This is a genomic window from Oxalobacteraceae bacterium OTU3CINTB1 (assembly GCA_024123955.1).
In the GTDB taxonomy this organism is placed as follows: Bacteria; Pseudomonadota; Gammaproteobacteria; order Burkholderiales; family Burkholderiaceae_D; genus Rugamonas.
Window position 1 is genome coordinate 2792493 of the sequence record CP099652.1, and the last position, 23340, is coordinate 2815832.

The window sequence follows — 23340 nt, forward strand, 5'->3', positions numbered from 1 at the left end:
TGCATGAATGATAAACGACTACAGCGTGTCCGTCACGAACTCAAGGCGCGCGAAGTGACGGTCAGCGCGGTGAAGCAGCTGGCGCCGAATTTCGTTAGCGTAACATTCAAAGGCGAGAGCCTGCACGATTTCGTCTCGTTGTCGTATGACGATCACGTCAAGTTCATCCTGCACGACGCCGCCGGCGAGCGCGTGATGCGCGACTATACGCCGCGCCGCTACGACCGCGACGCCCGCGAGCTGACCCTCGAATTCGCGCTGCACACCGAGGGTCATATGACCGATTGGGCGCGCCAGGCGCAGGTCGGCCAGCAGGCCGTCATCGGCGGACCGAAGGGATCGATGATCATCCCGGACGATTACACCTGGCAGATCCTGGCCGGCGACGCCACCGCCTTGCCGGCGATCCGCCGCCGCCTGGACGAGCTGCCGGCGTCCGCCGAGGTGCTGGTGCTGGTCACCGGCGAGGAAGCCGCTGCGTTGGAATTTGCCAGCCCCGCGCGGCTGCGCGTGCAGCATGTGCCGACGCCGGACGATATCGTCGCCGCCTTCCGCGCCATGCAACTGCCCGAGGGCGACGGCTTTATCTGGTGCGCGGGCGAGGCGCAGATGGCCAGGCAGGTGCGCGATATCCTGTTTGTCGACAAGGGCTTTTCGCGCGAGGCGGCGCGCATTTCGGCGTACTGGAAGAAGGGCGCGTCCGCCCATCACGAGAACCTCGAATAATCCCGCTATTACTGGAGCTGGGCTAGCAGGGCGTCGGCGCCGTTGCGCACCCCGGCTTTCGAGGCGTCCATCAGTCCCAGGCTGGCGCCCAGGTTATACGGCCCCGGATACTGCTTGGTGACATAGGCGTTGACCAGCAGATTGGTCGAGGCGTCGAACAGTTCAACCGCGTACATCACCGACCCGGTGAAGGCGCCTTCCTTGCCGCGCGCCGCCTGCACCAGGTTATACGGCGCGCCGGCCAGGTCGAAGCGCGACGCCGTGCTCAGAAAACGCGTGCTTGATTTTGCGCCCGTCAAGGTCAGCTTGAGGCGCAGCGTATGCCGGCCGGGATCGCGTGTGAGGTTGAAGCGGCCGCGCAGCTTTGCTTCGAATTCGCTCTGCATATAAGTCGCCAGCGCAGTCTTGTCCTCCTCCGTCACTTCTTCAAACTGGCTGTCCTGGCCGCGATACACCACCACCGGATCGACGATGATGCTTCTGTAGTCGCGCAGGTTCACCTGCGTGGCGTAACTGTAGGGGATCCGTCCCGACCGGTCGTCGAGGTTGGGCCGCAGCTGGCCGGATGACGCCAGGCCGCCGTAGGGAGCCGGTTGGGTGGAGGCGCAGCCGGCCAGCGCCAGACAGGTGGCGATCAACAGGGGCGGGGCGGATTTGAGCGATGTGGTCATAGAAGTGCCTTTGTGAGGAGAGTTTGTGATTAAAACTGAACCAACATGTACAGTATTGACGCGCGGCTGAACAGGTGTCAAGCAAAAAATTGCCTGCAAAGCGAACTGTGGAGTCTGTTAATCCAGTTGGACATGCAATAAAATGTACTTTCAGGTTTCGTTATGGGATTCGAATGAAAGTACGTACGGAGGCGCGCCGCCAGGCAATCATCGAGGCGGCGGCGGAGCTTTTCCAGGAGGCGGGCTACGAGGGCGCGTCGATGAACGAGCTGGCCAAGCGCTTGGGCGGTTCGAAGGCGACGCTTTACGGTTACTTCCCGTCGAAGGAGGAGCTGTTCGGCGCCGTCGTCAGGACCGTCGCCACGGCGCAGTTGTTCGACGCGACGCGCGAGCTGGCGGCCAATGTGGTCGGCCGCACCGCGCTGGAGATGGCACTGATCCACTTCGGCGAGCGCATGCTGCACGTGCTGACCAACGACAAAAAAGCCGTTGCCGTCTATCGGATGGTGGTGGCCGAGGCGGGGCGCTCGGACGTGGGCCAGCTGTTTTACGACGCCGGACCGAGCGAGTCGATCACGGCGCTGGCGTCGGTGCTGGAGGCGGCCATGCAGCGCGGCGAGATCCGGCGCGCCGACGCGCGCGTGGCGGCGCTGCAGTACACGGCGCTGGTGACGGCCGAGGTGACCGCGCGGATCTTCCAGCAGGACCCGCCGCCACTGGCGCTCAGGGAGATTCAGCAGATGGTGACGCGCGCCGCTGATTTGTTCTTCGCCGGTATGACGCCACGATGACACAGCCATAGTAAAAAATGATGTGGCTAAATTGCCCAAAGTGAGCGAACGCACGCACCCGTCTGGTGCAACAAGCGCACAATAGCCCTCTTATTGAAGGAGATTGTCATGTCCAGTAGCCACACTTTTCGTCCCGATCTGGTGTCGTCGGAAATCGTCAAAACCGGCATCGAGCTCGCGGATCGGGAAGGGCCGGACAGCGCCGCCGCCTACCTGAGCGAGCGCGGAGTGCTGGAACCGGTCATCAACCGGGTGATCGCCGAGCCGGCGCATCGCCGCAACATGGGCCGACTGCGCGGCAGGGACGACAGTCTGCTGGCGGAAGAGGCTTCGCGGTACAAGTTCATCCGCTGAATCGCCTGCCCGCACTGTTGAAGCATCTGTTGCGGGTGCGCCACGACCATGTTGCACCGCCGCGTGGCTGTTTCGCCGGGGCTGTATGCCCTTCGATAGGGACTCGCGTGCTGCGATGCAATATTAATAATCCTTTACAAAACTCTACGTTGCGCTAGAGTTCACCTATCGATGATAACGCTAACTTCATGTTGGCCGACATCTCCAGATAAATTCCCATATCAGACAAGCGATAGCGCCCCCATTCAGGCGCTTCACTTGGAACTGAAATGATAGCGCTAACTTTAACTTGGAGAGATGGATGGAGAGTTCCCGCAGCCCGCAAGACAGTGCGATACGCTGGGTCGTCATGGGCGTGAGCGGTTGCGGCAAGAGCACGATCGGCCAGGCGCTGGCAACCGCGCAAGGCGTCGAGTTCGTCGAGGGCGACCAATTCCATCCGGCGGCCAACGTCGCCAAGATGTCGGCCGGCCACGCGCTGACAGACGACGACCGTGCCGATTGGCTGCTGGCGTTGCAGGCGAAGGTGGCCGAGGCGCGCCGGGCCGGCATCGGACTGGTGCTCTCCTGCTCGTCGCTGAAGCGCCGCTATCGCGACCTGCTGCGCGTGGGCGACCCGGCGCTGCGCTTCGCCCATCTGAGCGGGGCGCGTGACCTGATCGCCGACCGCATGCAAGCGCGCGTTGGACACTACATGCCGCCGTCGCTGCTGGACAGCCAGTTCAGGGACCTGGAACCGCTTCAGGCCGACGAGGCCGGAATCACCTTGGCCATTACGGCGCCGCCAGGGCAACTGGTCGCGCAGATCTTGGCCAGCGAGGGAGCGGCGGAATAAAACAGCAGCAAAGCGCAGGAAAAATCGAACACGCAGCGGACCGTCAGCAGTACCGCGCAAACAATTACAGACTAAAAACCGGAGACTAAAATGACTACACCTACACGTAACACCATCATGCGCCTGGCCGTCGCCAGCGCTTGCAGCTGGATCGCCTTGTCGGCTCAGGCCCAGGTTCAGGCGCAAGCCCAGGCCGGGGCTCAAGCCGAAGCTCAAACCCAAACCCAAACCCAAACCCAAACCCCGGCGGCCGGCGCCGAAGCGCAGCAAGGCGCCACCGCGCAGGACAACGCTCCGGTGGCCGCAGCCGCGGCGCCTGCCGCGCCGGAAGCGGCGGCGCCGGTGGAGAACGTCGTCACCGTGTCCGGTTCGCGCATCGCCGCGCGCGGCTTCACGCAGCCGACGCCGACCACAACCCTGAGCGCCGACGACCTGGCCAAAGGCGCGCAGCCGAACATCTTCAACAGCATCGCCGAACTGCCGGCGCTGCAGGGCAGCACCGGCCGCACCACCAGCACCAACAGCACCAGCAGCGGCGTGCAGGGTCTGAGCTCATTGAGCCTGCGCGGCCTGGGCGCGATCCGCACCCTGACCCTGCTCGACGGCCAGCGCGTGGTCGGCGCCAACGTCACCGGCGTGACGGACGTCAGCCAGTTCCCGCAACTGCTGATCAAGCGCGTGGACGTGGTGACCGGCGGCGCCTCGGCGTCGTATGGCTCGGACGCCATCGGCGGCGTCGTCAACTTCATCACCGACAAGCGCTTCCAGGGTTTCAAGGCCAATGTGCAGGGCGGGATGACCACCTACCACGACGACAAGAACGGCACCTTGCAGGCCGCGTGGGGCAAGTCCTTCATGGACGACCGCCTGCACGTGCAGGTCAGCGGCGAATACGGCCGCCAGAAGGGCATCGAGTCGCCGGGCTTCGGCGAGGTGGGTCCGAACGGCCGTACGTGGTATCAGAACCCGGCCTTCCAGGTCCGTCCGCTGTCGCAAACCAACGACGGCAAGCCGCAGTACTATTCGGTGCTGCACGCGCAGCAGTACCAGTACGCCAAGTATGGCCTGATCACCAACGGCCCGCTGCAGGGCACGGCCTTCGGCGACAACGGCCAGCCGTACAAATTCAATTACGGTTCCAACGGCGTGCCGACCGGCACCGGCTCGGTGACCGGCTGTATCAATCCGCTGTGCGTCGGCGGTGACTTGAGCGGCAGCGTCGGCGCCGGCACCAACCTGGCGATGGACCTGACCCGCCAGGTGGCCTATACGCGCGTCGGCTTCGACATCAACCCCGATCATGAGATCTACATGACGGCCAATTTCGGCAAGGTGAAGTCGGCCTTCTCGCCGAATCCCGGCGCCGCCAAAAACGCCAACCTGACCGTCCAGTGCAGCAATCCCTACCTGCCGGCGTCGATCGCCGCCGCTTGCGCGGCCAATAACATCACCAGCTTCCAGTACGGGACGGCCAACGCCAACTTCCCGGAAAATATCAACGTCCACCCGACCCGCCAGATGGAGCGCGTGGTGGTCGGCGGCACCGGCAAGTTCCAGTTGATGGGCAAGGAATGGTCGTATGACGCCTACGCCGAACATGGCGCCAACAAGACCGACATCATCGTCAACGACATGACGCTGAATGCCCGCTACAACGCCGCCATCGACGCCGTGCGCGGCCCTGAGGGCACCATCGTCTGCCGCAATCCGGTCGCCGCCGCATCCGGCTGCAAACCGCTCAACATCATCGGCAACAACCCGATCGACGCGGCCACCTGGTCCTACATCGCGCCGGAAAACGGTCCGCGCCAGCACACCCGCCAGACGCAGGATGTCGCCAGCGTGAACTTCAGCGGCGAGGCGTTCGAGTCGTGGGCCGGCCCGATCGCCGTGGCCACCGGCGCCGAGTACCGCCGCGAACACTATAAAGTCACCGGCGACCCATATGGCAACGGCATTTTCCCGGACAGCCAGAACACCGCGCAGTATCCTGCCGATCCGCTGCTGAATACCACCGTCGGTAACAACTGGTACGCGGGTAACTACCACAACGCCCAGGGCACGTACAACGTCAAGGAAGCGTATGTGGAGCTGAACGTGCCGGTGCTGAAGTCCGCCACCTGGGGTGAGGCCAATCTGAATCTGGCCGACCGCCATACCAAATACAGCACCTCCGGCCATGTGGAAAGCTGGAAGGTGGGCGCCAACTGGAAGACCGGCATCGACGGCCTGCGCCTGCGCGCGGTGACGTCCAAGGATGTGCGCGCGCCGAATCTGAGCGAGCTGTATGCGGCGCAGGTGGTGGTCAACAACGTGGTCGCCTATCAAGGCAACACGATCGGCATCCAGCAGCGCACCGTGGGTAACACCAACCTGCGTCCGGAGATCGCCCGCAACAGCACCGCCGGTATCGTGTTGACGCAGCCATCGTGGGCGCCGGGCTTCAGCGCCTCCATCGATTACTTCGACATCAAGGTCAAGGGCGTGATCTCGGCGCTGACCGCGCAGCAGGAAGTCGATCTGTGCGCGGCCGGCAACCAGGAAATCTGCGGTGCGATGGTGCTCAACAGCCCTGTGGCGACCAATAACTATGTGACGGTGCAGGCGTTCAACCTGGCGTCGCTGCACGTGAAAGGCTACGACATGGAGGCCGCCTACCGCATGAATCTGAAGGATCTGGGCCTGCCTGGCCGCCTGACGTTCCGCGGACTGGTTACCCGCAACATCAGCTTCCTGACCGATCCTGGCGTCGTCGGCACGATTCCTTCGGAGGGCGCGGGCGCCAACCTGGCCTTCGGCGTCAGCCAGGGCACGACGCCGAAGTGGAAAGGCTTGGCCTCGCAGTCGTGGGATACCGACAAATACAGCCTGACCTTGACCGAGCGCTGGATCAGCAAAGGCGTCTACAGCAATGAGTTCATCGAGTGCCAGACCAATTGCCCCGTGTCGACGACGATCCACCCGACCATCTTCAACAACAAGATGAAGGGTGCGTTCTACGTCGATCTGGGTGGCTCGTACAAGCTGGGTGACAAGACCACCGCCTACTTCAAGATCGACAATATCGCCAACGTCGATCCGGAGCCGGCGCCGCAGGCCAACCTTAGCTACGGCATCAACCCGCAGCTGTACGATGTCCTCGGCCGCGTGTACCGCGTCGGCGTCCGCTACAACTTCTAACCTTCACGCCAAGGCGCGGTTATGAACATTACCAGTCCGTTGGCGGCGCTGTTCGGCGTCACGCCAGCCGTCTGGGGCATGCTGGCCGTCGGCTTGTCCGTCGGCCTGCTGACCCTTTTGATCGCCTGGGGCAAAGTGCAGCCGCTGCTGGCGTTCGTGGTGGCCGCGCTGGTGGCGGCGCTGCTGCTCGGCATGCCGCTGGAGAGCATTCCCAAATCGATCGACAAGGGCATCGGCGACCTGCTTGGATCGCTGATCGTCATTGTCTGCCTGGGCGCGGTGTTCGGCAAATTAATCGCCGACAGCGGCGCCGCCCAGCGCATCGCCAGTTATCTGATCGGCGTATTCGGTTCGGCGCGCATGCCCGTGGCGCTGACCCTGACCGGCTTCGTGGCTGGTATTCCCCTGTATTACAACGTCGGCTTCGTGCTGCTGGTGCCGCTGGTGTTCTCGCTGGTGTACCAGAGCGGGCGGCCGGCGGTGGCGCTGGCGATACCGCTGCTGGCCGGACTGTCGATCGCGCACGGCTTCCTGCCGCCGCATCCGTCGCCGACCGCGCTGGTGGCGCAGTTCCATGCCGATATGGGCCGCACGCTGTTCTACGGGATGATCGTCGCCATACCGACGCTGATCATCGCCGGTCCGATCTTCGCGATGACGCTGAAGCGCATCCACAGCGAGCCGGCGCCGATGTTCCGCGCCGGGCTGCTGGAGGAGGCGCAGCTGCCGGGCGTTTTCAACAGCTTCGCCACCGCGCTGCTGCCGGTCTGGCTGCTGGCCGGCGCCACCGCGCTGACCATGGTGCCCACCGAGGATGCGGCGCTGAAATCGGTCATCAACTTCATGGCCAATCCGATGATCGTGATGTTGATCGCGCTGGCCGTGGCCCTGGTGACGCTGGGACTGGCGCGCGGTAAAAGCCTGCCGGCGCTGATGTCGGGCGCGCAGGACGCCTTGCGCGACATCGCGCCCATCCTGCTGGTGATCGCGGGGGCGGGCGCGCTGAAACAGGTGCTGGTCGATTCGGGCGTCAGCGGGGAGTTGGGCCGGCAGCTGGGCGGCCTGCCGGTGCCGTCGCTGGTGCTTGGCTGGCTGGTGGCGACCCTGATACGTATCTGCCTTGGTTCGGCCACCGTGGCGGGACTGACGGCGGCCGGCATCGTCGCGCCGCTGGTGGAAAGCTCGGGTATCGATCCGAGCCTGATGGTGCTGGCGATCGGCGCCGGCAGTTTGATGTGCAGCCACGTGAACGATTCCGGATTCTGGATGTTCAAGGAGTACTTTGGCCTGTCGCTGAAGGACACCTTCCGCTCGTGGACTTTGATGGAGACGCTGGTTGGCGTCTTCGGGCTGATTTTCGTGTTGCTCCTATCGATCTTTATCTAAGGACTAAGCAAATGAAATTATCTTTAACGCGGCTGCTGATGGCGACCGTGGCGATGCTGGCCGTCCCGTTGCAAGGTGCGCAGGCCGCACCGGCCGCGCCGGCCTCGGTTTCCGTTTATCAGACCATGCCGGACGACGCGCAGGCCGTCAAGGTCCAGGCCACCGGCGACGGCCGCACCGACGACACCGCGGCGATCCAGAAAGCCATCGACAGCGCGGCGAACAAAGGCGAGGGCGGCGTGGTGTTCCTGCCGTCGGGACGCTATCGCATCACGCGCACCATCCTGATTCCGCTGGCGGTGCGCCTGTACGGCGTCGGCGCGACGCGGCCGGTGCTGGTGCTGGGCGAGCGCACGCCCGGCTTCCAGAAAGGCGTCGCCAACATGGTGGTGTTCACCGGCGGCGACCAGTACACGGTCGGCAAGGTGCCGGTTCCGGTAGCGAGCGCGGTGCCATTCAGCGAGAAGGTGCGCGACGCGAATTCGTCGACTTTCTATTCGGCGATGAGCAATGTCGACTTTGAAATCGGCGACGGCAATCCGGCGGCGGCGGCCGTGCGACTGCGCACCGCGCAGCACTCTAACCTGAGCCACATCGACTTCCATATCGGCTCCGGGCTGGCCGGTATCTACCAGGTCGGCAACGAGGGCTTCAACCTGAAGTTCTACGGTGGACGCTACGGCATCCTGTCGGAGAAGACGTCGCCGGCCTGGCAGTTCACGCTGATGGATTCGACCTTCGAGGGCCAGCGCGACGCCGCCATCCGCGAGCACGAAGCCGGCCTGACGATGATCAACGTCTCCATCCGCAATACCAAGGTGGGCATCGAGATCGACCGGGGTTACGGCGATTGGTTGTGGGGTAAGGATGTGCGCTTCGAGAACGTGTCGAAGGCGGCGATCATCATCTCGAACGAGGACAACGTCTACACCCAGGTCGGTTTCGACAACGCGGTCGCGCGTAATACGCCGGTATTCGCGCAGTTCCGCGACAGCGGCAAGAAGATCGCCGCGCCGGGGGCGATCTACCGCGTGGGTGAATTCAATTACGGCCTGATGCTGCGAGGCGTCGGCAGCACCGGCAAGTTCGGGACCAATTCCAAAATTGCGCCATTGAGCGCCATGCCGGCCGCGCCCAAGCGTGTGCTGCGCGCGCTGCCGCCAACCACGCAGTGGGCCAATGCCCGCGCCTTGGGCGCGAAAGGCGACGGCCAGACCGACGATACGGCGGCGATCCAGAAAGCCATCGACAACAACCGCGTGGTGTACCTGCCGCTGGGCTTCTACATCGTCAACGATACCATTCGCATGAAGCCCGACACCGTGATCGTCGCGCTGCATCCGGGCTTGACGCAGCTGGTGCTGCCGAATGGCTCGCCGCTGTACGCCGGTGTTGACGGACCCAAGGCGCTGCTGGAGAGCGCCAAGGGCGGCGACGCCATTGTCTCCGGCTTTGGCCTGGCGACCGGCGAAGTCAATCCGCGCGCGGTCGGCCTGCTGTGGAAGGCCGGCGAGCACTCGCTGGTCGACGACATCCGCATCCAGGGCGGTCACGGCACGCGGCTTTACGACGGCGTGCGCCGCGATCCGTATCAAAAACGCGCCGACTTCGATCCGACCGCGCATTGGGATCGGCAGTATCCGAGCATCTGGGTAACCGATGGCGGCGGCGGTACCTTTGTCGCGGTCTGGTCGCCGAGCACCTTCGCGCAGGCTGGGTTCTATGTCTCGGACACCAAGACGCCGGGCCGCGTCTACGAGCTCTCCGCCGAGCACCATGTGCGCGCCGAGATCGTGCTCGATAACGTGGAAAATTGGGAGTTCCTGGCGCCGCAAACGGAGCAGGAGGTCCGCGACGGCATGGACGCGGTATCGCTGGAAGTCCGCAATTCGCGCAATATCCTGTTCGCGAACTATCACGCCTATCGCGTCACGCGCTCGATCAAGCCGGCGCCGGCCGCCGTGAAGATGACCAATTCCAGCGATATCCGCTTCCGCAATGTGCACGTCAACGGCGAGAGCGGCTATGCGACCTGCGACGACAACGGTTGCGACACCTATCTGCGCGCCAGCAAATTCCCGTTCGAGAACGCGCTGCTGGATGTGACGCACAAGCTGGAGGTGCGCGAACGCGAGTTCGCGATGCTGGATATCGTCGCCAATCCGGTGACGCCGCCGGCCAACCCGATTAAAGTGGAAAAGCTCGAGGAAGGCTTCTATTCGATCGCCGGCGGCGTGGTCGACGCCAAGGGCAAGCTGTATTTCGTGGACCGCCGCTTCCAGCGAATCTATAGCTGGTCGAAGGACAAGGGGCTGGTGGTGGTGCGCGACGCGCCGCTCGACCCGATCAATCTGGCCATCGACAACAGCGGCGCGCTGATGGTGCTGTCGTCGCACGGCTTCGAGGGCACCGTGTATTCCTTCCATCCGGATCGCCCGGCTGGCGAGGTAACGGTGATCAAGCCGACCCCGTTGAAGGCCCGTCCGGACGCCAAGACCGTGGTGCCGGTCAACTTCTGGCAGAACGGCGAGTTCCGCGACCAGCTCAATCCCGAGACCTATGAGTTCACCACGCTGGCCGAGATGTTCGCGCGCGACGTCGCGCTGCCGAAAAAGCGCGAGTATGTGTCGCCGGACGGCACGCTGGTGCTGCCGGCCTACCGCATGTTCCAGCAGGGGCAGCCGAATCATCTGGGCTGGCGCTTCTCGGACTCGCTCGATACCCATGGACTGGTGTCGGCCGGGCGTAACGGCCGCGTGGTGTTCACCAACGGCTCGGAGAACCGCACCTTCAGTGGCGTGATCGGCACCGGCGGCGGCATCACCGATCTCAAATTGGCGGCCAATCGCGGCGGCGAGAGCGCGGCCGTGGATGCGGCGGGCAATGTGTATGTGGCCAACGGCCAGATCTTCGTCTATGCGCCCGATGGCAAGGAGATCGGCCGCATCGATGTGCCGGAACGCCCGCTGCAACTGATCTTCGGCGGCGAGGGCGGACGCACGCTGTTCATACTGACCCACCGCGCGCTGTACGCGACCGGAGGCTTGAATGCTCTCTAAGAAATCGTTATGGGCCTTGGTGCCCGCGTTTTTACTGGCCTGCGCGCAGGCGGCCGCCCAGCAGCCGGCCGCGCAGTCGACCACACAGCCGACCCACATTCTGTGGCCGGACGGCGCGCCGGGATCGGAAAAGCGCCACGGCGAGCCGGAGACGGTGCAGAACACCTACGTCAGCAACATCCACGATCCATCGCTGACGGTGGTCAAGGCCGACCCGCGTCACGCCAACGGCGCGGCGGTCATCATCGCGCCAGGCGGCGGGCATCGCATGCTGGTATGGATGAACGAGGGCATGGTGGCGGCGAAGTCGCTGAACCGCGTGGGCGTGACCGCCTTCGTTCTGAAGTACCGGCTGGCGCGCGACCAGGGCTCGAACTATAGCATCGAGAACGACGGCGCCGCCGATCTGCGGCGCGCGGTGCGCTGGGTGAGGGCGCACGCGGCGGAATTCGGCGTCGATCCGAACCGGCTTGGCGTGATGGGATTCTCGGCCGGCGGCGAGCTGGTGTCGCTGGTGGCCGACAATCCGGCGCCGTCACAATCGTCCGGCGCGAAAAAGGACGCGGTCGACCAGCAAAGCGGGCGGCCCGACTTCCAGGTGCTCGTGTATCCGGGACCACTGGGCGTGCCGGCGAAGGCGGTGCAAAACGCGCCGCCGGCCTTCATCGTCGCGGGATCGGCGGACAAGTGCTGCGGGCCGCCGGCGGTGGCGCTGTATCAGCAGCTGGTGGCGGCCGGCGTGTCGGCGGAACTGCATATGTATGCGGACACCGACCATGCGTTCAACATGGGACAGCGTTCGGAGCGGCTGTCCGACGTGCATTGGCCTGATCGCCTGGCCGACTGGCTGGCCGACAGCGGCTGGCTGGTGCCGCACGGTGGCAAGGCGCCGCAAGGGGTGCCATCGCCGGCGCAATAACGATTCAGTGACGCTGGGCTGATGCTCAGGCGGAGAGTCGCCTGCGCACTTCGTAGACGTTCCGCCCAACTTCGCGCACGACTTCCAGCAGCTTGGCCGGCGGGACATCGAATTCGTCGGCCCAGTAGCGCACAGCCTGTGTGAGCTTGGGATTGATGGTGGTCTGGAAGCGGAAATCCGCAGGGACGGAGGGTTGTTGTGGCTGCATGATGTTAAATAAATGGTATCGGGTGTCACAATGGTGGCAGCGATGCGCCGCTTCTACAGTGCATTACCGCACTTATGTCGGTAAATCGCGCGCTTGACCAAACAGAAAGATTTCCTGATAATGGTAATCATTCTTATTTGCAAGCCACGCGCGTCAAGGCGCCAGCCAGCACACCATCTGCCCACCGATCGCCGGCGATTTCCTCGGATGTCTTCTTAGACCATGTTGGTCGGTACGGGCGGTTCCATGTACCGGAGAGCCAAGCGCTGTGAAATCCCTGAATCCCACGTTGTATCCCCGCGCGCGCCTGCCTGGCGCGATCATCGCCATCGTCGCGGTCTTGTCGGCGCCACAGGTCTCGGCCCAAGTGGCGGCGCAGGCGGCCGACGATGCCGCCGTGCCGGCGGTGCTGGTGTCGGCCTCGCGCTCGAACATCGCCGCCAACCAGGCGCCGCAAACGGTGGTCATCATCAAGCAGGAAGAGATCGAGCGCCAGATGGCGATTTCCGGTAATTCGTCCGACGTGTTGAGCAGCGTGCTGCCGTCCTATACGCCCAGCCGCGGCAAGATGAACGGCTCCGGCGAGACGCTGCGCGGCCGCACGCCGCTGCTGCTGGTAGACGGCGTGCCGCAATCGAATCCGATGCGGCCGACCGGACGTGAGGCGCACACGATCGACTATTCGATGGTCGAGCGGATCGAAGTGGTGCAGGGCGCGAATGCGATCAATGGCCTTGGCGCGACCGGCGGCACCATTAACATCATCACCAAGCGCCCGGAGAAGGGTGCGTTCAACCAGTCGATCGACGTGCAGTCCACGCTGCCGACCAGCGATGTCGGTTCGGAGACGGCCAGCTACAAGACCGCTTATCGCCTGGATGGCCGCAACGACAAGTTCGAATACCTGTTCGCGCTGTCCTATGAGGATCAGGGCCTGTACCTGGACGGCAAGGGCCGTTCGATCGGCACCGACAACACCCAGGGCGATTTGATGGACTCGCGCACCTACGATGTGCTGGCGAAGCTGGGCTACTGGATCGACGACGACCAGCGCCTGCAGGCTTCCGTCAACCGCTACAAGATCAAATCCAAGGCCGGCTACCTGGCCGTGGCGGGTGACCGCGCGCGCGGCATTCCCACCACTTCGATCGAGGGCACCCCGCCCGGCATCGCGCCGTGGAACGATGTGTGGACTTCGAGCCTGAGCTACCGCCACGCCAATCTGGCGGGGATGGAGCTGTCTGCGATGGTGTTCAACCAGGAGTTCGAGGGCCTGTTCGGTGCGGACATCTCGGCCACCTTCCAGGACCCGCTGATCGCGCCAAGCGGCACGCTGTACGATCAATCGCGCTCGGTCGCCTCCAAGTACGGCAGCAAAGTGGGGTTGAGCCGCGACGATCTGCTTAACGGCCGCCTGAAGCTGACCGTCGGTTTCGACACGCTGTTCGACAAGGGCAAGCAGGATCTGTATCTGACCAACCGCACCTACGTGCCGCAATCGGAATACCGCAACCTGTCCTTGTTCCTGCAGGGGGAATACAAGCTGCTCGATACGCTGACGATGCACGCCGGCGTACGCAAGGAGAAGGCCGATCTGGAGATCGACACCTACCGCACGCTGGCGCAGTACCGCCGCGTGCTGGTCCAGGGCGGCACCATCGATTTCAACGAGACGCTGATGAACGCGGGGCTGGTGTGGAATCCGGTCAAGGACGTGTCGCTGTTCACCAGCTACTCGGAGGGCTTCGGCATGCCGGATATCGGCCGCGTGCTCCGCTCCATCAACACAGCCGGCCAAAGCGTGGCCAACATGCGCGACCTGCAGCCGATCCTGACCAAGAGCGTGGAAGTGGGCGGGCGCTATCATAGCGGCGCCTGGGATCTGGATGCGAGCCTGTTCCGCTCCGATTCGGATTTCGGCACGCGCGTGGTGCCGATCAACGGCGCCTTCATGATGGCGCGCGAGAAGACGCGCATCGAGGGCGTGGACCTGAGCCTGGGCCATCGTTTCACCAAGGCGCAACGCGCCAAGCTGTCCTACGCCTATACCAAGGGCCGTTACGACAGTGACGAAAACGGTACGCTCGACGCCAAACTGGATGGCTTGAACGTGGCGCCAAATCGCCTGATCGCCACCTGGAGCGCGGACTGGAACGGCAAGTTCTCGACCTTCGTGCAGGGGCAGCACGCTTTCAGCCAATCGTTCGACGATCCGGCCAAGGATTTCGGCGGGTACACGCTGGTCGACGCGAGCGCCAACTACAAGCTCGGAAAAAACGGCGAACTGCGCCTGTCGATGGCCAACCTGTTCGACCGCAGCTACATCACGTACTACTCGCAAAGCGCGCTGGTGGAGCCTAAGCGCTACTTCGCGGGTCGCGGCCGCACCGTGAGCCTCGGCTACGCGCTGCGGTTCTGATATGTCCGATCAGCGCCATGGCCGCCTGCCGCGCGCCGCCGTCACAGCACTGCGCGTGCTGGGCGCGGTCGGCGGCGGCTATGCGCTGACGGCGTTGAGCGTGGCCGTCGGCGCGGTGGCGCTGTCCCGCGCAGGCATGCCGCGCTCCGAGGCGGTGGCGGTGGCGGCGATGCTGGGCTTTGTGCTGTATCTGGGGCTGCTGCTGTGGGGCTTCAGCGTGCGCAACGTCGGCCGCCTCTGGCTCGCCTTTGCCGTCGGCGCGGCCGCCGTGTGGGCGTTATGGCGCTTGCTGGACTAAGGGTGCGGGATGGGCGATACCTTCACTAAATCGATGGCGGCATTGCACACATGGGCGGGCGTGACGATCGGCGCCCTGTTGTTCGCTATCTTCTGGATGGGGACATTGAGCGTTTTCAGTAACGAGATCGATCGCTGGATGCTGCCGGACACGCGCCTCGAGGTCCGTAACGCGGCGGCGGCGCCTTCGCTGGACAGCATCGCGCAGGCGGTTGTGCCCAGCGTGCCGGCCGGCGCGCGGCAGTGGCGCGTCGACCTGCCGACTGCGCGCATGCCGGTGATGGAGTTCTCCTATCGCGGCGCCGACGGCGTGGAACACGGCCGCCTGCTTGACCCGTCCAGCTACGCTTTCCTGCCGCCGCAAGGCTCGGCCGGCGCGAGCGGTTTCATCGTGCCGTTCCACTATCACTTGCATCTGAACTGGATGGAGGTCGGCAAATGGCTGGTGGGCGTGGCGGCGATGACAATGCTGGTGATGCTGGTGTCCGGCGTGATCGTCCACAAGAAAATCATCGCCCAATTTTTCACCTTCCGTCCGCGCAAGCGCCTGCAGCGCAGTGCCCTGGACCTGCACAATCTGACCGGCGTGCTGGCTTTGCCGTTTCATTTTGCGATCGCCTTGTCTGGCCTGATCATCTTCATGACAATCTATTTTCCGCAATCGTATTACGGCGCGTATGGCAGTACCGCCAAGGACAAGGCCGCGTTCACGGCCGAGGCCTACGGGCGCTACACCCGCAAACCGGCCAAAGCGCCGGGGACCCTGGCGTCGCTGGATGCCATGCGTGAACGCGCGGAGCGGGAGTGGCGGGGCGGGCAGCCGTATTTTGTGCGTGTGTGGAATCCGGGCGACGCCAACAGCTATGTCGAATTGCGCCGCTCATATGCCCACGACATGACGATGAACCTGGACCAGATCTATTTCGACGCCGCCACCGGCGAAGTGCTGGAGCGGTTCGAGGCCGGCCCGGTGATGACGGTGCAGCGCTTTTTCTCGGGTTTGCACTTCGTCCGTTTCGAGCGCTGGACCTTGCGCTGGCTGTACTTCTTCGGTGGCATTTCCGGTTGCGTGATGATAGCGACCGGCTTTTTATTCTGGCTTGAGGGGCGCCGCGCGAAACATGCGAAGCACGGACTGGCCGGGGTGGCGGTCGTGGAGGGCCTGACCATCGGCAGCGTGACCGGTATTTTGCTGGCGACATTGGCCTTCTTCGTCGCCAATCGCTTGCTGCCGGCGGATGCGGGCTACGCGGACGTGGACCGCGCGGGGATGGAAATGCGCGTGTTCTATCTGGTCTGGGTACTGGCGTTTTGCCACGCATGGTGGCGGCGGGCGTGCGCATGGCGCGAGCAGCTGTGGGCCATCGCCGGGCTCTGTGTGCTGGCGGTGGGGGCGAACTGGGTGACGACCGGCGCACATGTGCTGAAGGCTTTGGCGCAAAGCCAGTTCGCCGTCGCCGGCATGGATTTGGGATTGTTAGCCACCGCTTTGCTGGCGCTGATGGCACTGAGGAGTATCAAGCGTGCTTGAATTGCTGACCATGCTGGGCGCGGCGGCGATGTCGTATGTGGCATTCGCGTGGCTGGCGCTGTCGCAGGCGGGACACTGGCGTGCGCTTCCAGGCAACGCCGATCAAACCGCGCCGGCGGCCGATGTGCTGCGGCGGTGGCGCTGGTGGGCGGCGTGTCTGCTGGCCTGCGCTTACGCGCTTTGCCTGTGGGGCCACGGACCAAGTTTCGGGACCGTGTTGTGGGTGCTGCTGTCGGCCGTCGGCGCGATGGCGGTGGCCTTCACGATTAGCTGGCGCGTACGTTGGCTGCGCGTGCTGGCTTTTCAGTAAATAGCCACTGTCGAACTTACGTCGACAGGCGCTTGCGGACTTCGAGCAGGTTGCGGCCCACTTCGCGGACGACTTCGAGCAGCTTGGATGGCGGCACGTCGAACTCGCTCGCCCAATAGCGCACGGCCTGCGTCAGATTCGGGTTGATCGTATGTTGGCAGCGGAAATCCGCTTCGTTGGCGTTTTGGTATGCTTGCATGATGTCTCATTTATTGATAGTGGGACGTTAATCAAATGGCACCGATTGCGTTGTCCTGCATTGCTATAACGCATGGTGATTCGATCCGGATGACAAGCTGACGCAAAAAAGTTGGGATTTCCGTGTGGCGGATTTGGCCGGGCCACTCCGCCACACGTATCGGATGCGGATTATTTGCCCGGATCCTTCTGGTTCGCGAACTGGTCGAACTCCACGTTGTAAACCTCATTGCCGATCTTTTCGACCTTGCGCACATAGACCGTCTGCACGATATCCCGCGTTTGCGGGTCGATCGAGATCGGGCCGCGAGGGCTATTGAGCTTGATGGTCTTGAGGACCTCCATGGCCTTGTCGCCGTCGATTTTGCCATTCAGCTTGCGGGCCACTTCATAGATCGCGGCCATGCCGTCATACGCCGCCACCGCCATGAAGTTCGGGCGGCCGCCGTTTGGATTGGTGGCCGCAAAGCTTTTCAGGAACGCCGCGTTTTCCGGCGACTTGTGCGCGGCCGAATAATGGAAGGTGGTGATCACGCCCAAGGTGGCGTCGCCCATCGCCGGCAGCACGTGGTCGTCGGTCAGGTCGCCGGTGGCGATGACCTTGATGCCCGCTTCGGCCAGGCCGCGCTCGCGATAGCCCTTCATGAAGGCGATGCTTTGTTCGCCGGCCGGCACGAAGATGAACACCGCATCCGGCTTGGCGTCCTTGATGCGCTGGATGTAGGGCGCGAACTCCGGGTTGCGCAGCGGGACGCGGATCGATTCGGTCACCGTGCCGCCGCCCTTGACCAGTTCATTCTTGAACGCTGTTTCGGCATCGATGCCGGGACCGTAGTCCGCCACCAGGGTGACAACCTTCTTGATCTTGTTCTTCACCGCCCATGTCGCCATCGGCGCCGAGATCTGCGGCAGCGTCATGGAGAAGCGGGTGATGTAATTGGACTTGGTGGTGATGATCGACGTGGCCGCGTTCATGATGATCATCGGCTTCTTGGCCTGTTCCGCGATCGGCGCCACTGCCAGCGCCTCCGGCGTCAGGCCGAAGCCGGCAAGGAAATCGACCTTGTCGCGTACCACCAGCTCCTGCGCCAGGCGCTTGGCGATTTCCGGCGACGGGCCGGTGGTGTCCTTGACGATGATCTCGATCTTCTTGCCGGCCACAGTGGCGCCGTTCTGCGCCATGTAAGCCTTGATACCGCCTTCCATCTGCTTGCCGTAGTCGGCGAAGGGGCCCGAGAATGCGGCGATCACGCCGACCTTGATGGTGTCCTGCGCCCGCGCCAGCGGCATGGCGGCCAGGGTGATGGCCGCTAGTGTCGCAATATTTACAAATTTTTTCATCGTCATGCCGGTCTCCTGTCTGGTTCTGTTTTTGTCTATGTGGGGGCGATGCGAAGCGCCATGTCGCGGCCATTTTAGTGCCGTTTTGTCGAGGCATCGCTGCCGTTCTGTTTCTTGACAACGCCCCGCGACAATCATAGTATCCAATTTATGTGCGATTAACAACCTATTGTTCGATAATCGCACATCCAATAAAATAACAGGAGACAGTAATGAAAAACAGTATCCGTTGCGCCGTGGCGCTTCTGGCAGGCATGGGCGCATCCGCAGCGATGGCGCAATCCAATGTGACCGTGTACGGCTTGCTCGACACCGGCCTGGTTCACGTCACCAACGTCAATGCCGCCGGCGATTCCGTGACCAAGATGCCTTCGTTGACAGGGTCCTTCCCGTCGCGCATCGGCTTCCGCGGCGTCGAGGATCTGGGCGGCGGACTGCAGGTGGTCTTCACGCTGGAATCGGGCCTGGCGCTCGACACCGGCACCAGCCAGCAGGGCAACCGCCTGTTCGGCCGCCAGGCGTCGGTGGGATTGAAGGGCGCCTTCGGCACCGTGACCCTGGGACGCCAGATCAACATGACCTATATCGCCGGCCAGAAGGCCGACGTGATGGGACCGAACCTGTTCGCGATCGGCAGTATCGATCCGTATCTGCCGAACGCGCGCAGCGACAACGCCATCGGCTACCTGGGTAACTTCAATAACTTCGTGGTGGGCGCCACCTACAGCACCGGGCGCGATTCGTCGGCGGCCGGCGGTCCGGCAGCCACCGGCTGCGCCGGCGAGGTGCCGGGCAATTCGAAGGCCTGCCGCCAGGTCACCGCGTTGTTCGGCTATGAGTTGCCGGCTTACGGCTTGAATGCGTCCTACGACATCCTGTACGGGAACACCGGCGCGGCCGCCGGTTTGACGAGCAGCGACAACAGCGACAAGCGCATCACCGTCAACGGCTACTTCAAAGTTGGCGAGGGCAAGATCGGCGCCGGCGTGGTCGATCGCACCACGCGCGCGGTGACCGGGCTGACGGAATCGGAGCTGTACTTCCTGGGGGCGAGCTATCCGGTTACGCCACTGACGACGCTCGATGCGCAGGTGGCCAAGCGTGATGTGAAGAACAGCAGTGCGGATGCGACCTTGCTGGTGGCGCGCTTGACCTATTACTTCTCGAAGCGGACCGCCGTTTATGGCGGTATCGGCCGCATGAAGAACAGCGGCTTGTCGGCGATTGCGCTCGATGCCGGCGGCACCGTTGGCGTGGGCAAGACGCAGAATGGTGTGATGGGCGGTTTGCGCCACAACTTCTAAGGCGGCATTGGCGGCTTGTGGCGGATTACGGCGTTCCGCCTAATCCGCCCTACGTGGAACCGTGGTATGCGTTGGCCGGCATTCAACGTGGCATGCGGCCGGCGATATATCGCGGAGACACGTAGGGCGGATTAGCGTAGCGTAATCCGCCATTCCGGCGTCACCACAGGCGCGTGACGAACTACGGCAGCAGAATCGCCAACTCCTGCGCGCCGCGCAGCAGCACCGGCAAAAACTCCTTCTCCAGCTGCTTGACGCTGACCCGGGCCGCTTGCGCGCCCACGTTCAGCGCCGCCAGCACCTGGCCGGAGGCGCCGCGCACCGGCACCGCGATCGAGCGCAGACCCAGCTCCAGTTCCTCGTCGTTGATGGCATAGCCGTCACGGCGCACGTCGGCCAGGATCTCGCGCAAACGCTTCTGGTTGACGACCGTGTTCTCGGTCATCGCGCGCAGTTTGGTCCTGGCCAGATACTGCTCCAGTTCAGCGCTCGGCAAGTGCGCCAGCATCACGCGGCCGAGCGAGGTGCAATAGGCCGGCAAACGGCTGCCCGTGTTGAGCGCCACCGACATCACACGCGAAGTGGACGCGCGCGCGACATACAGCACTTCGCCGTCCTCCAGAACCGCCATCGAACTCGATTCATTCAGCGTGCGGCTGATGTCGTTCAGGTAGGGCTGGGCCGACACCGTCAACGGCGTCGACGACAGATAGGAGTAGCCCAGCGTGAGCACCTTGGGGCGCAGCGAAAAATTATTCAGCTCCGCGTCCACATAACCCAGTTCACGCAGCGTGTGCAGGCAGCGGCGTACCGCAGCGCGCGGGATGCCCGTTTTCTGACTGATGTTGGCGATGGTCTGCGGCTTGCGCGAATCGCTGAAGGCCTGCACCACGGCCAAACCCCGTGCGAGTGAGGTCATGAAACTGGGATCGGTCATCGCGTCTATCTGTTCGGCGATGGTCGGTTCGCGCTCGTCATCCTGCCCGGCGGCGCTGGTATCGGTGGTGGTGGCTTTTGACATGGCGTGATTTTAATGCAGACGGTGGATTTAATTGGCGTTTTTTCTTGACCAAGGCAGGCGCAAGTTCTACACTGGCTGTGCGGTAATCAATCATTAGTTCGATTATCGCACACGAAGCGACGAATCATCAAGGCAGCGAATCATCAAGGCAGAGATATGATCGATAAAACTTTTGAATCACTGGAGCGCGCGGTGGCCGATATCCATGACGGCGCGACCGTCATGATCGGCGGCTTCGGCAACGCGGGCATGCCATCGGCGCTGATCGACGCGCTGATCGCGCAGGGCGCGCGCGAGCTCACCATCGTCAACAACAACGCCGGCAACGGCGAAACCGGGCTGGCCGCGCTGCTCAAGGCCAAACGTGTACGCAAGATCATCTGCTCGTTCCCGCGCCAGGCCGACTCCCAGCATTTCGACGCGCTGTACCGCGCCGGCGAGATCGAACTGGAACTGACCCCGCAGGGCAACCTGGCGGAGCGCATCCGCGCCGCCGGCGCCGGCATCGGCGGCTTCTTTACGCCGACCGGCTATGGCACGCTGCTGGCCGAGGGCAAAGAGACGCGCCTGATCGACGGCCGCCACTACGTGCTCGAATCGCCGATCCACGCCGACTTCGCCCTGATCAAGGCACTGCACGGCGACCGTTGGGGCAATCTGGTCTACCGCAAAACCGGCCGCAATTTCGGCCCCATCATGGCGATGGCCGCCAAGGTCACCATCGCGCAGGTGCGCAAGGTGGTTGCGCTGGGCGAAATCGATCCGGAAGCGATCGTCACGCCGGGCATTTTCGTTCAACGCGTCGTCCAGGAGGCCGCATGACTAACCGATACACGCGCGACCAGATCGCCGCCCGCGTGGCGCAGGACATCCCCGAAGGCGCCTACGTCAACCTTGGCATCGGCCTGCCGACCAAGGTGACCCGCTACCTGCCGTCCGAACGCGAGATATTCCTGCACAGCGAGAACGGCCTGCTGGGCATGGGGCCGCCCCCCGTGCCGGGCGAGGAGGACGAGGACCTGATCAACGCCGGCAAGGAGCCGGTCACGCTGCTGGTCGGCGGCGCCTACTTCCACCATGGCGATTCGTTCGCGATGATGCGGGGCGGCCATCTGGACGTGTGCGTGCTGGGCGCTTTCCAGGTGTCCGAAAAGGGCGACCTGGCCAACTGGCACACCGGCGCGCCCGACGCGATACCGGCGGTCGGCGGCGCGATGGACCTGGCCATCGGCGCCAAGCAGGTGTTCGTGATGATGGACCATCTGACCAAGACCGGGGAGAGTAAAATCGTCGGCCGGTGCACCTATCCGCTGACCGGCGTCGCCTGCGTCAATCGCATCTATACCGACATGGCGGTGCTGGATGTCACGCCGGAAGGCCTGTCCGTGCGCGAGATGGCGCCCGGCTTGACCTTTGAAGAGCTGCAGGCGGCCACCGGCGCCAAGCTGCTGCCACCGCCAACCGCCAACAACAGAATTTAATACGAGGATCGAAACATGAACGAAGCTTATATCTGCGACGCGGTCCGCACCCCGATCGGACGCTACGGCGGCGCCCTGAAGGATGTGCGTGCCGACGATTTGGGCGCGGTGCCGCTGCGCGAACTGATGAAGCGCAATCCCGGCGTGCAGTGGGACCAGGTGGATGACGTGATTTACGGCTGCGCCAACCAGGCGGGCGAGGATAACCGTAACGTGGCGCGCATGTCGGCGCTGCTGGCCGGACTGCCGGAGCAGGTGCCAGGCACCACGCTGAATCGCCTTTGCGGCTCCGGCATGGATGCCGTGGGCACGGCTGCGCGCGCGATCCAGGCGGGCGACGCCTGCCTGATGATCGCCGGCGGCGTCGAATCGATGACGCGCGCGCCTTTCGTCATGGGCAAGGCCGATTCGGCCTTCTCGCGCAGCGCCTCGCTGCAGGACACGACGATGGGCTGGCGCTTCGTCAACAAGAAGATGAAGGAAGCCTACGGTACCGACACCATGCCGGAAACGGCGGAAAACGTCGCCGAGGATTTCGGCGTCAGCCGGGCCGACCAGGATGCGTTCGCGCTGGCGAGCCAGGAACGCGCCGCCACCGCGATCGCCGCAGGGGTCTTCGAGCGCGAGATCGTGCCGGTGTCGATCCCGCAGAAGAAAGGCGATCCGGTCGTGTTTGCGCAGGACGAGCATCCGCGCGCGACGACCATGGAGGCGCTGGCCAAACTCAAAGGCGTGGTGCGCCCCGATGGCAGCGTGACCGCCGGTAACGCGTCCGGCATCAATGACGGCGCCTGCGCGCTGTTGATCGCCAGCGGCGACGCCATGCAAAAGCACGGACTGAAGCCGTTGGCGCGCATCGTCGGCATGGCCACCGCCGGCGTTGCCCCGCGCGTGATGGGCATCGGTCCTGTGCCTGCGGTGCAAAAGCTGCTGCGCCAGACCGGACTGACGTTGGAGCAGATGGACCTGATCGAATTGAACGAAGCATTTGCCGCGCAAGGCCTGGCCGTGCTGCGCGAACTTGGTTTGAGCGCCGACGATCCCCGCGTGAACCCCAACGGCGGCGCGATCGCGTTGGGCCATCCGCTGGGCATGAGTGGCGCGCGCTTGGTCACCACCGCCACCTATCAGTTGCATCGCACCGGTGGCCGCTATGCGCTGTGCACCATGTGCATCGGCGTGGGGCAGGGCATCGCGATGATCATCGAAAAGGTGTAAAGCCGCTTTGATTTAATGCAGTTAAAAGTGCGGGAGACAAAATGAACAAGCAAAAAAATGGCGCCAACGAGCGCCTTGCGTATCGACGGAG

The 23340-nt window shown here is 63.7% G+C and carries 21 protein-coding genes; 16 read left to right on the forward strand and 5 right to left on the reverse strand.

The genetic code is table 11. From position 1 onward, the window contains the following. The first annotated feature begins 3 nt into the window (after positions 1-3). Positions 4-726 carry a siderophore-interacting protein gene (locus tag NHH73_12265; protein USX28996.1) on the forward strand — a complete coding sequence of 241 codons (723 nt, stop codon included), beginning with the start codon at positions 4-6 and terminating at the stop codon, positions 724-726. An 8-nt stretch (positions 727-734) separates the two neighbouring features. Here the strand turns inward: NHH73_12265 and NHH73_12270 are convergent, their stop codons facing one another. Beyond that, entirely contained in the window at positions 735-1397 is a 663-nt protein-coding gene (locus NHH73_12270) for a DUF3313 domain-containing protein (protein USX28997.1), read from the reverse strand. 173 nt (positions 1398-1570) lie between these two features. On the opposite strand from NHH73_12270, the gene NHH73_12275 reads away from it, so the two are divergent. The 7 genes from NHH73_12275 (at position 1571) to NHH73_12305 (ending at position 11921) form a co-directional block, all read left to right on the forward strand. After that, on the forward strand, positions 1571-2188 hold the full coding sequence (locus NHH73_12275; protein USX28998.1) for a TetR/AcrR family transcriptional regulator: 618 nt from the start codon (positions 1571-1573) through the stop codon (positions 2186-2188). Positions 2189-2296: 108 nt separating this feature from the next. After that, entirely contained in the window at positions 2297-2542 is a 246-nt protein-coding gene (locus NHH73_12280) for a hypothetical protein (GenBank protein USX28999.1), read from the forward strand. 301 nt (positions 2543-2843) lie between these two features. Continuing rightward, positions 2844-3377 (forward strand): gluconokinase, encoded by a 534-nt coding sequence (locus NHH73_12285; protein ID USX29000.1) that lies wholly within the window; start codon positions 2844-2846, stop codon positions 3375-3377. Between the two features lie 90 nt (positions 3378-3467). Further along, a complete protein-coding gene (locus tag NHH73_12290; protein ID USX29001.1) occupies positions 3468-6557 on the forward strand; it encodes a TonB-dependent receptor in 3090 nt (1029 codons plus the stop codon). 21 nt (positions 6558-6578) lie between these two features. Continuing rightward, positions 6579-7943: a GntP family permease gene (locus NHH73_12295; protein ID USX29002.1), complete on the forward strand. Its 1365-nt coding sequence runs from the start codon at positions 6579-6581 to the stop codon at positions 7941-7943. Positions 7944-7954: 11 nt separating this feature from the next. Continuing rightward, the gene (locus tag NHH73_12300) at positions 7955-11002 is read left to right on the forward strand and encodes an SMP-30/gluconolactonase/LRE family protein (protein USX29003.1); all 3048 of its coding nucleotides are present in this window, start codon (positions 7955-7957) and stop codon (positions 11000-11002) included. Further along, a complete protein-coding gene (locus NHH73_12305) occupies positions 10992-11921 on the forward strand; it encodes an alpha/beta hydrolase (protein ID USX29004.1) in 930 nt (309 codons plus the stop codon). The genes NHH73_12300 and NHH73_12305 overlap by 11 nt, the downstream gene beginning before the upstream one ends. Before the next feature lie 25 nt (positions 11922-11946). Here NHH73_12305 and NHH73_12310 read toward each other — a convergent pair whose 3' ends face one another. Beyond that, complete coding sequence (locus NHH73_12310) at positions 11947-12129, reverse strand: DUF3606 domain-containing protein (GenBank protein USX29005.1); 183 nt, start codon at positions 12127-12129, stop codon at positions 11947-11949. A gap of 268 nt (positions 12130-12397) precedes the next feature. Between NHH73_12310 and NHH73_12315 the strand changes: the two genes are divergently transcribed. The 4 genes from NHH73_12315 to NHH73_12330 are packed head-to-tail and all read left to right on the forward strand — an operon-like array spanning position 12398 to position 16686. Further along, complete coding sequence (locus tag NHH73_12315; protein ID USX29006.1) at positions 12398-14548, forward strand: TonB-dependent receptor; 2151 nt, start codon at positions 12398-12400, stop codon at positions 14546-14548. Between the two features lies 1 nt (position 14549). After that, positions 14550-14846 (forward strand): hypothetical protein, encoded by a 297-nt coding sequence (locus NHH73_12320; protein ID USX29007.1) that lies wholly within the window; start codon positions 14550-14552, stop codon positions 14844-14846. 9 nt (positions 14847-14855) lie between these two features. Continuing rightward, positions 14856-16376 carry a PepSY domain-containing protein gene (locus NHH73_12325; protein ID USX29008.1) on the forward strand — a complete coding sequence of 507 codons (1521 nt, stop codon included), beginning with the start codon at positions 14856-14858 and terminating at the stop codon, positions 16374-16376. Next, on the forward strand, positions 16369-16686 hold the full coding sequence (locus tag NHH73_12330) for a DUF3325 domain-containing protein (GenBank protein ID USX29009.1): 318 nt from the start codon (positions 16369-16371) through the stop codon (positions 16684-16686). Before NHH73_12325 ends, NHH73_12330 begins: the two co-directional genes overlap by 8 nt. 16 nt (positions 16687-16702) lie before the next feature. On the opposite strand, the gene NHH73_12335 is transcribed toward NHH73_12330, so the two are convergent. Then, positions 16703-16885: a DUF3606 domain-containing protein gene (locus NHH73_12335; GenBank protein ID USX29010.1), complete on the reverse strand. Its 183-nt coding sequence runs from the start codon at positions 16883-16885 to the stop codon at positions 16703-16705. A gap of 170 nt (positions 16886-17055) precedes the next feature. Next, positions 17056-18225, reverse strand: coding sequence for an ABC transporter substrate-binding protein (locus tag NHH73_12340; GenBank protein ID USX29618.1), 1170 nt, complete (start codon positions 18223-18225; stop codon positions 17056-17058). Positions 18226-18437: 212 nt separating this feature from the next. On the opposite strand from NHH73_12340, the gene NHH73_12345 reads away from it, so the two are divergent. Next, the gene (locus tag NHH73_12345) at positions 18438-19529 is read left to right on the forward strand and encodes a porin (protein ID USX29011.1); all 1092 of its coding nucleotides are present in this window, start codon (positions 18438-18440) and stop codon (positions 19527-19529) included. Between the two features lie 181 nt (positions 19530-19710). On the opposite strand, the gene NHH73_12350 is transcribed toward NHH73_12345, so the two are convergent. Then, positions 19711-20550, reverse strand: coding sequence for a helix-turn-helix domain-containing protein (locus NHH73_12350; protein USX29012.1), 840 nt, complete (start codon positions 20548-20550; stop codon positions 19711-19713). Positions 20551-20706: 156 nt separating this feature from the next. Here NHH73_12350 and NHH73_12355 point away from each other — a divergent pair, with 156 nt between their 5' ends. Genes NHH73_12355 through pcaF form a run of 3 tightly spaced genes read left to right on the forward strand, consistent with a single transcriptional unit; the run spans position 20707 to position 23249 of the window. Continuing rightward, positions 20707-21372, forward strand: a complete 666-nt coding sequence (locus NHH73_12355) for a 3-oxoacid CoA-transferase subunit A (GenBank protein USX29013.1) — start codon at positions 20707-20709, stop codon at positions 21370-21372. Further along, positions 21369-22031, forward strand: coding sequence for a CoA transferase subunit B (locus NHH73_12360; GenBank protein ID USX29014.1), 663 nt, complete (start codon positions 21369-21371; stop codon positions 22029-22031). The genes NHH73_12355 and NHH73_12360 overlap by 4 nt, the downstream gene beginning before the upstream one ends. 15 nt (positions 22032-22046) lie before the next feature. Continuing rightward, a complete protein-coding gene (pcaF, locus tag NHH73_12365; protein ID USX29015.1) occupies positions 22047-23249 on the forward strand; it encodes a 3-oxoadipyl-CoA thiolase in 1203 nt (400 codons plus the stop codon). Positions 23250-23340: the final 91 nt, after the last annotated feature.

Coding starts and splice junctions, on each gene's coding strand:
- NHH73_12265 (USX28996.1), top strand. CDS start 4: ATGAATGATAAACGACTACAGCGTGTCCGTCACGAACTCAAGGCGCGC.
- NHH73_12270 (USX28997.1), bottom strand. CDS start 1,397: ATGACCACATCGCTCAAATCCGCCCCGCCCCTGTTGATCGCCACCTGT.
- NHH73_12275 (USX28998.1), top strand. CDS start 1,571: ATGAAAGTACGTACGGAGGCGCGCCGCCAGGCAATCATCGAGGCGGCG.
- NHH73_12280 (USX28999.1), top strand. CDS start 2,297: ATGTCCAGTAGCCACACTTTTCGTCCCGATCTGGTGTCGTCGGAAATC.
- NHH73_12285 (USX29000.1), top strand. CDS start 2,844: ATGGAGAGTTCCCGCAGCCCGCAAGACAGTGCGATACGCTGGGTCGTC.
- NHH73_12290 (USX29001.1), top strand. CDS start 3,468: ATGACTACACCTACACGTAACACCATCATGCGCCTGGCCGTCGCCAGC.
- NHH73_12295 (USX29002.1), top strand. CDS start 6,579: ATGAACATTACCAGTCCGTTGGCGGCGCTGTTCGGCGTCACGCCAGCC.
- NHH73_12300 (USX29003.1), top strand. CDS start 7,955: ATGAAATTATCTTTAACGCGGCTGCTGATGGCGACCGTGGCGATGCTG.
- NHH73_12305 (USX29004.1), top strand. CDS start 10,992: ATGCTCTCTAAGAAATCGTTATGGGCCTTGGTGCCCGCGTTTTTACTG.
- NHH73_12310 (USX29005.1), bottom strand. CDS start 12,129: ATGCAGCCACAACAACCCTCCGTCCCTGCGGATTTCCGCTTCCAGACC.
- NHH73_12320 (USX29007.1), top strand. CDS start 14,550: ATGTCCGATCAGCGCCATGGCCGCCTGCCGCGCGCCGCCGTCACAGCA.
- NHH73_12325 (USX29008.1), top strand. CDS start 14,856: ATGGGCGATACCTTCACTAAATCGATGGCGGCATTGCACACATGGGCG.
- NHH73_12335 (USX29010.1), bottom strand. CDS start 16,885: ATGCAAGCATACCAAAACGCCAACGAAGCGGATTTCCGCTGCCAACAT.
- NHH73_12340 (USX29618.1), bottom strand. CDS start 18,225: ATGAAAAAATTTGTAAATATTGCGACACTAGCGGCCATCACCCTGGCC.
- NHH73_12345 (USX29011.1), top strand. CDS start 18,438: ATGAAAAACAGTATCCGTTGCGCCGTGGCGCTTCTGGCAGGCATGGGC.
- NHH73_12350 (USX29012.1), bottom strand. CDS start 20,550: ATGTCAAAAGCCACCACCACCGATACCAGCGCCGCCGGGCAGGATGAC.
- NHH73_12355 (USX29013.1), top strand. CDS start 20,707: ATGATCGATAAAACTTTTGAATCACTGGAGCGCGCGGTGGCCGATATC.
- NHH73_12360 (USX29014.1), top strand. CDS start 21,369: ATGACTAACCGATACACGCGCGACCAGATCGCCGCCCGCGTGGCGCAG.
- pcaF (USX29015.1), top strand. CDS start 22,047: ATGAACGAAGCTTATATCTGCGACGCGGTCCGCACCCCGATCGGACGC.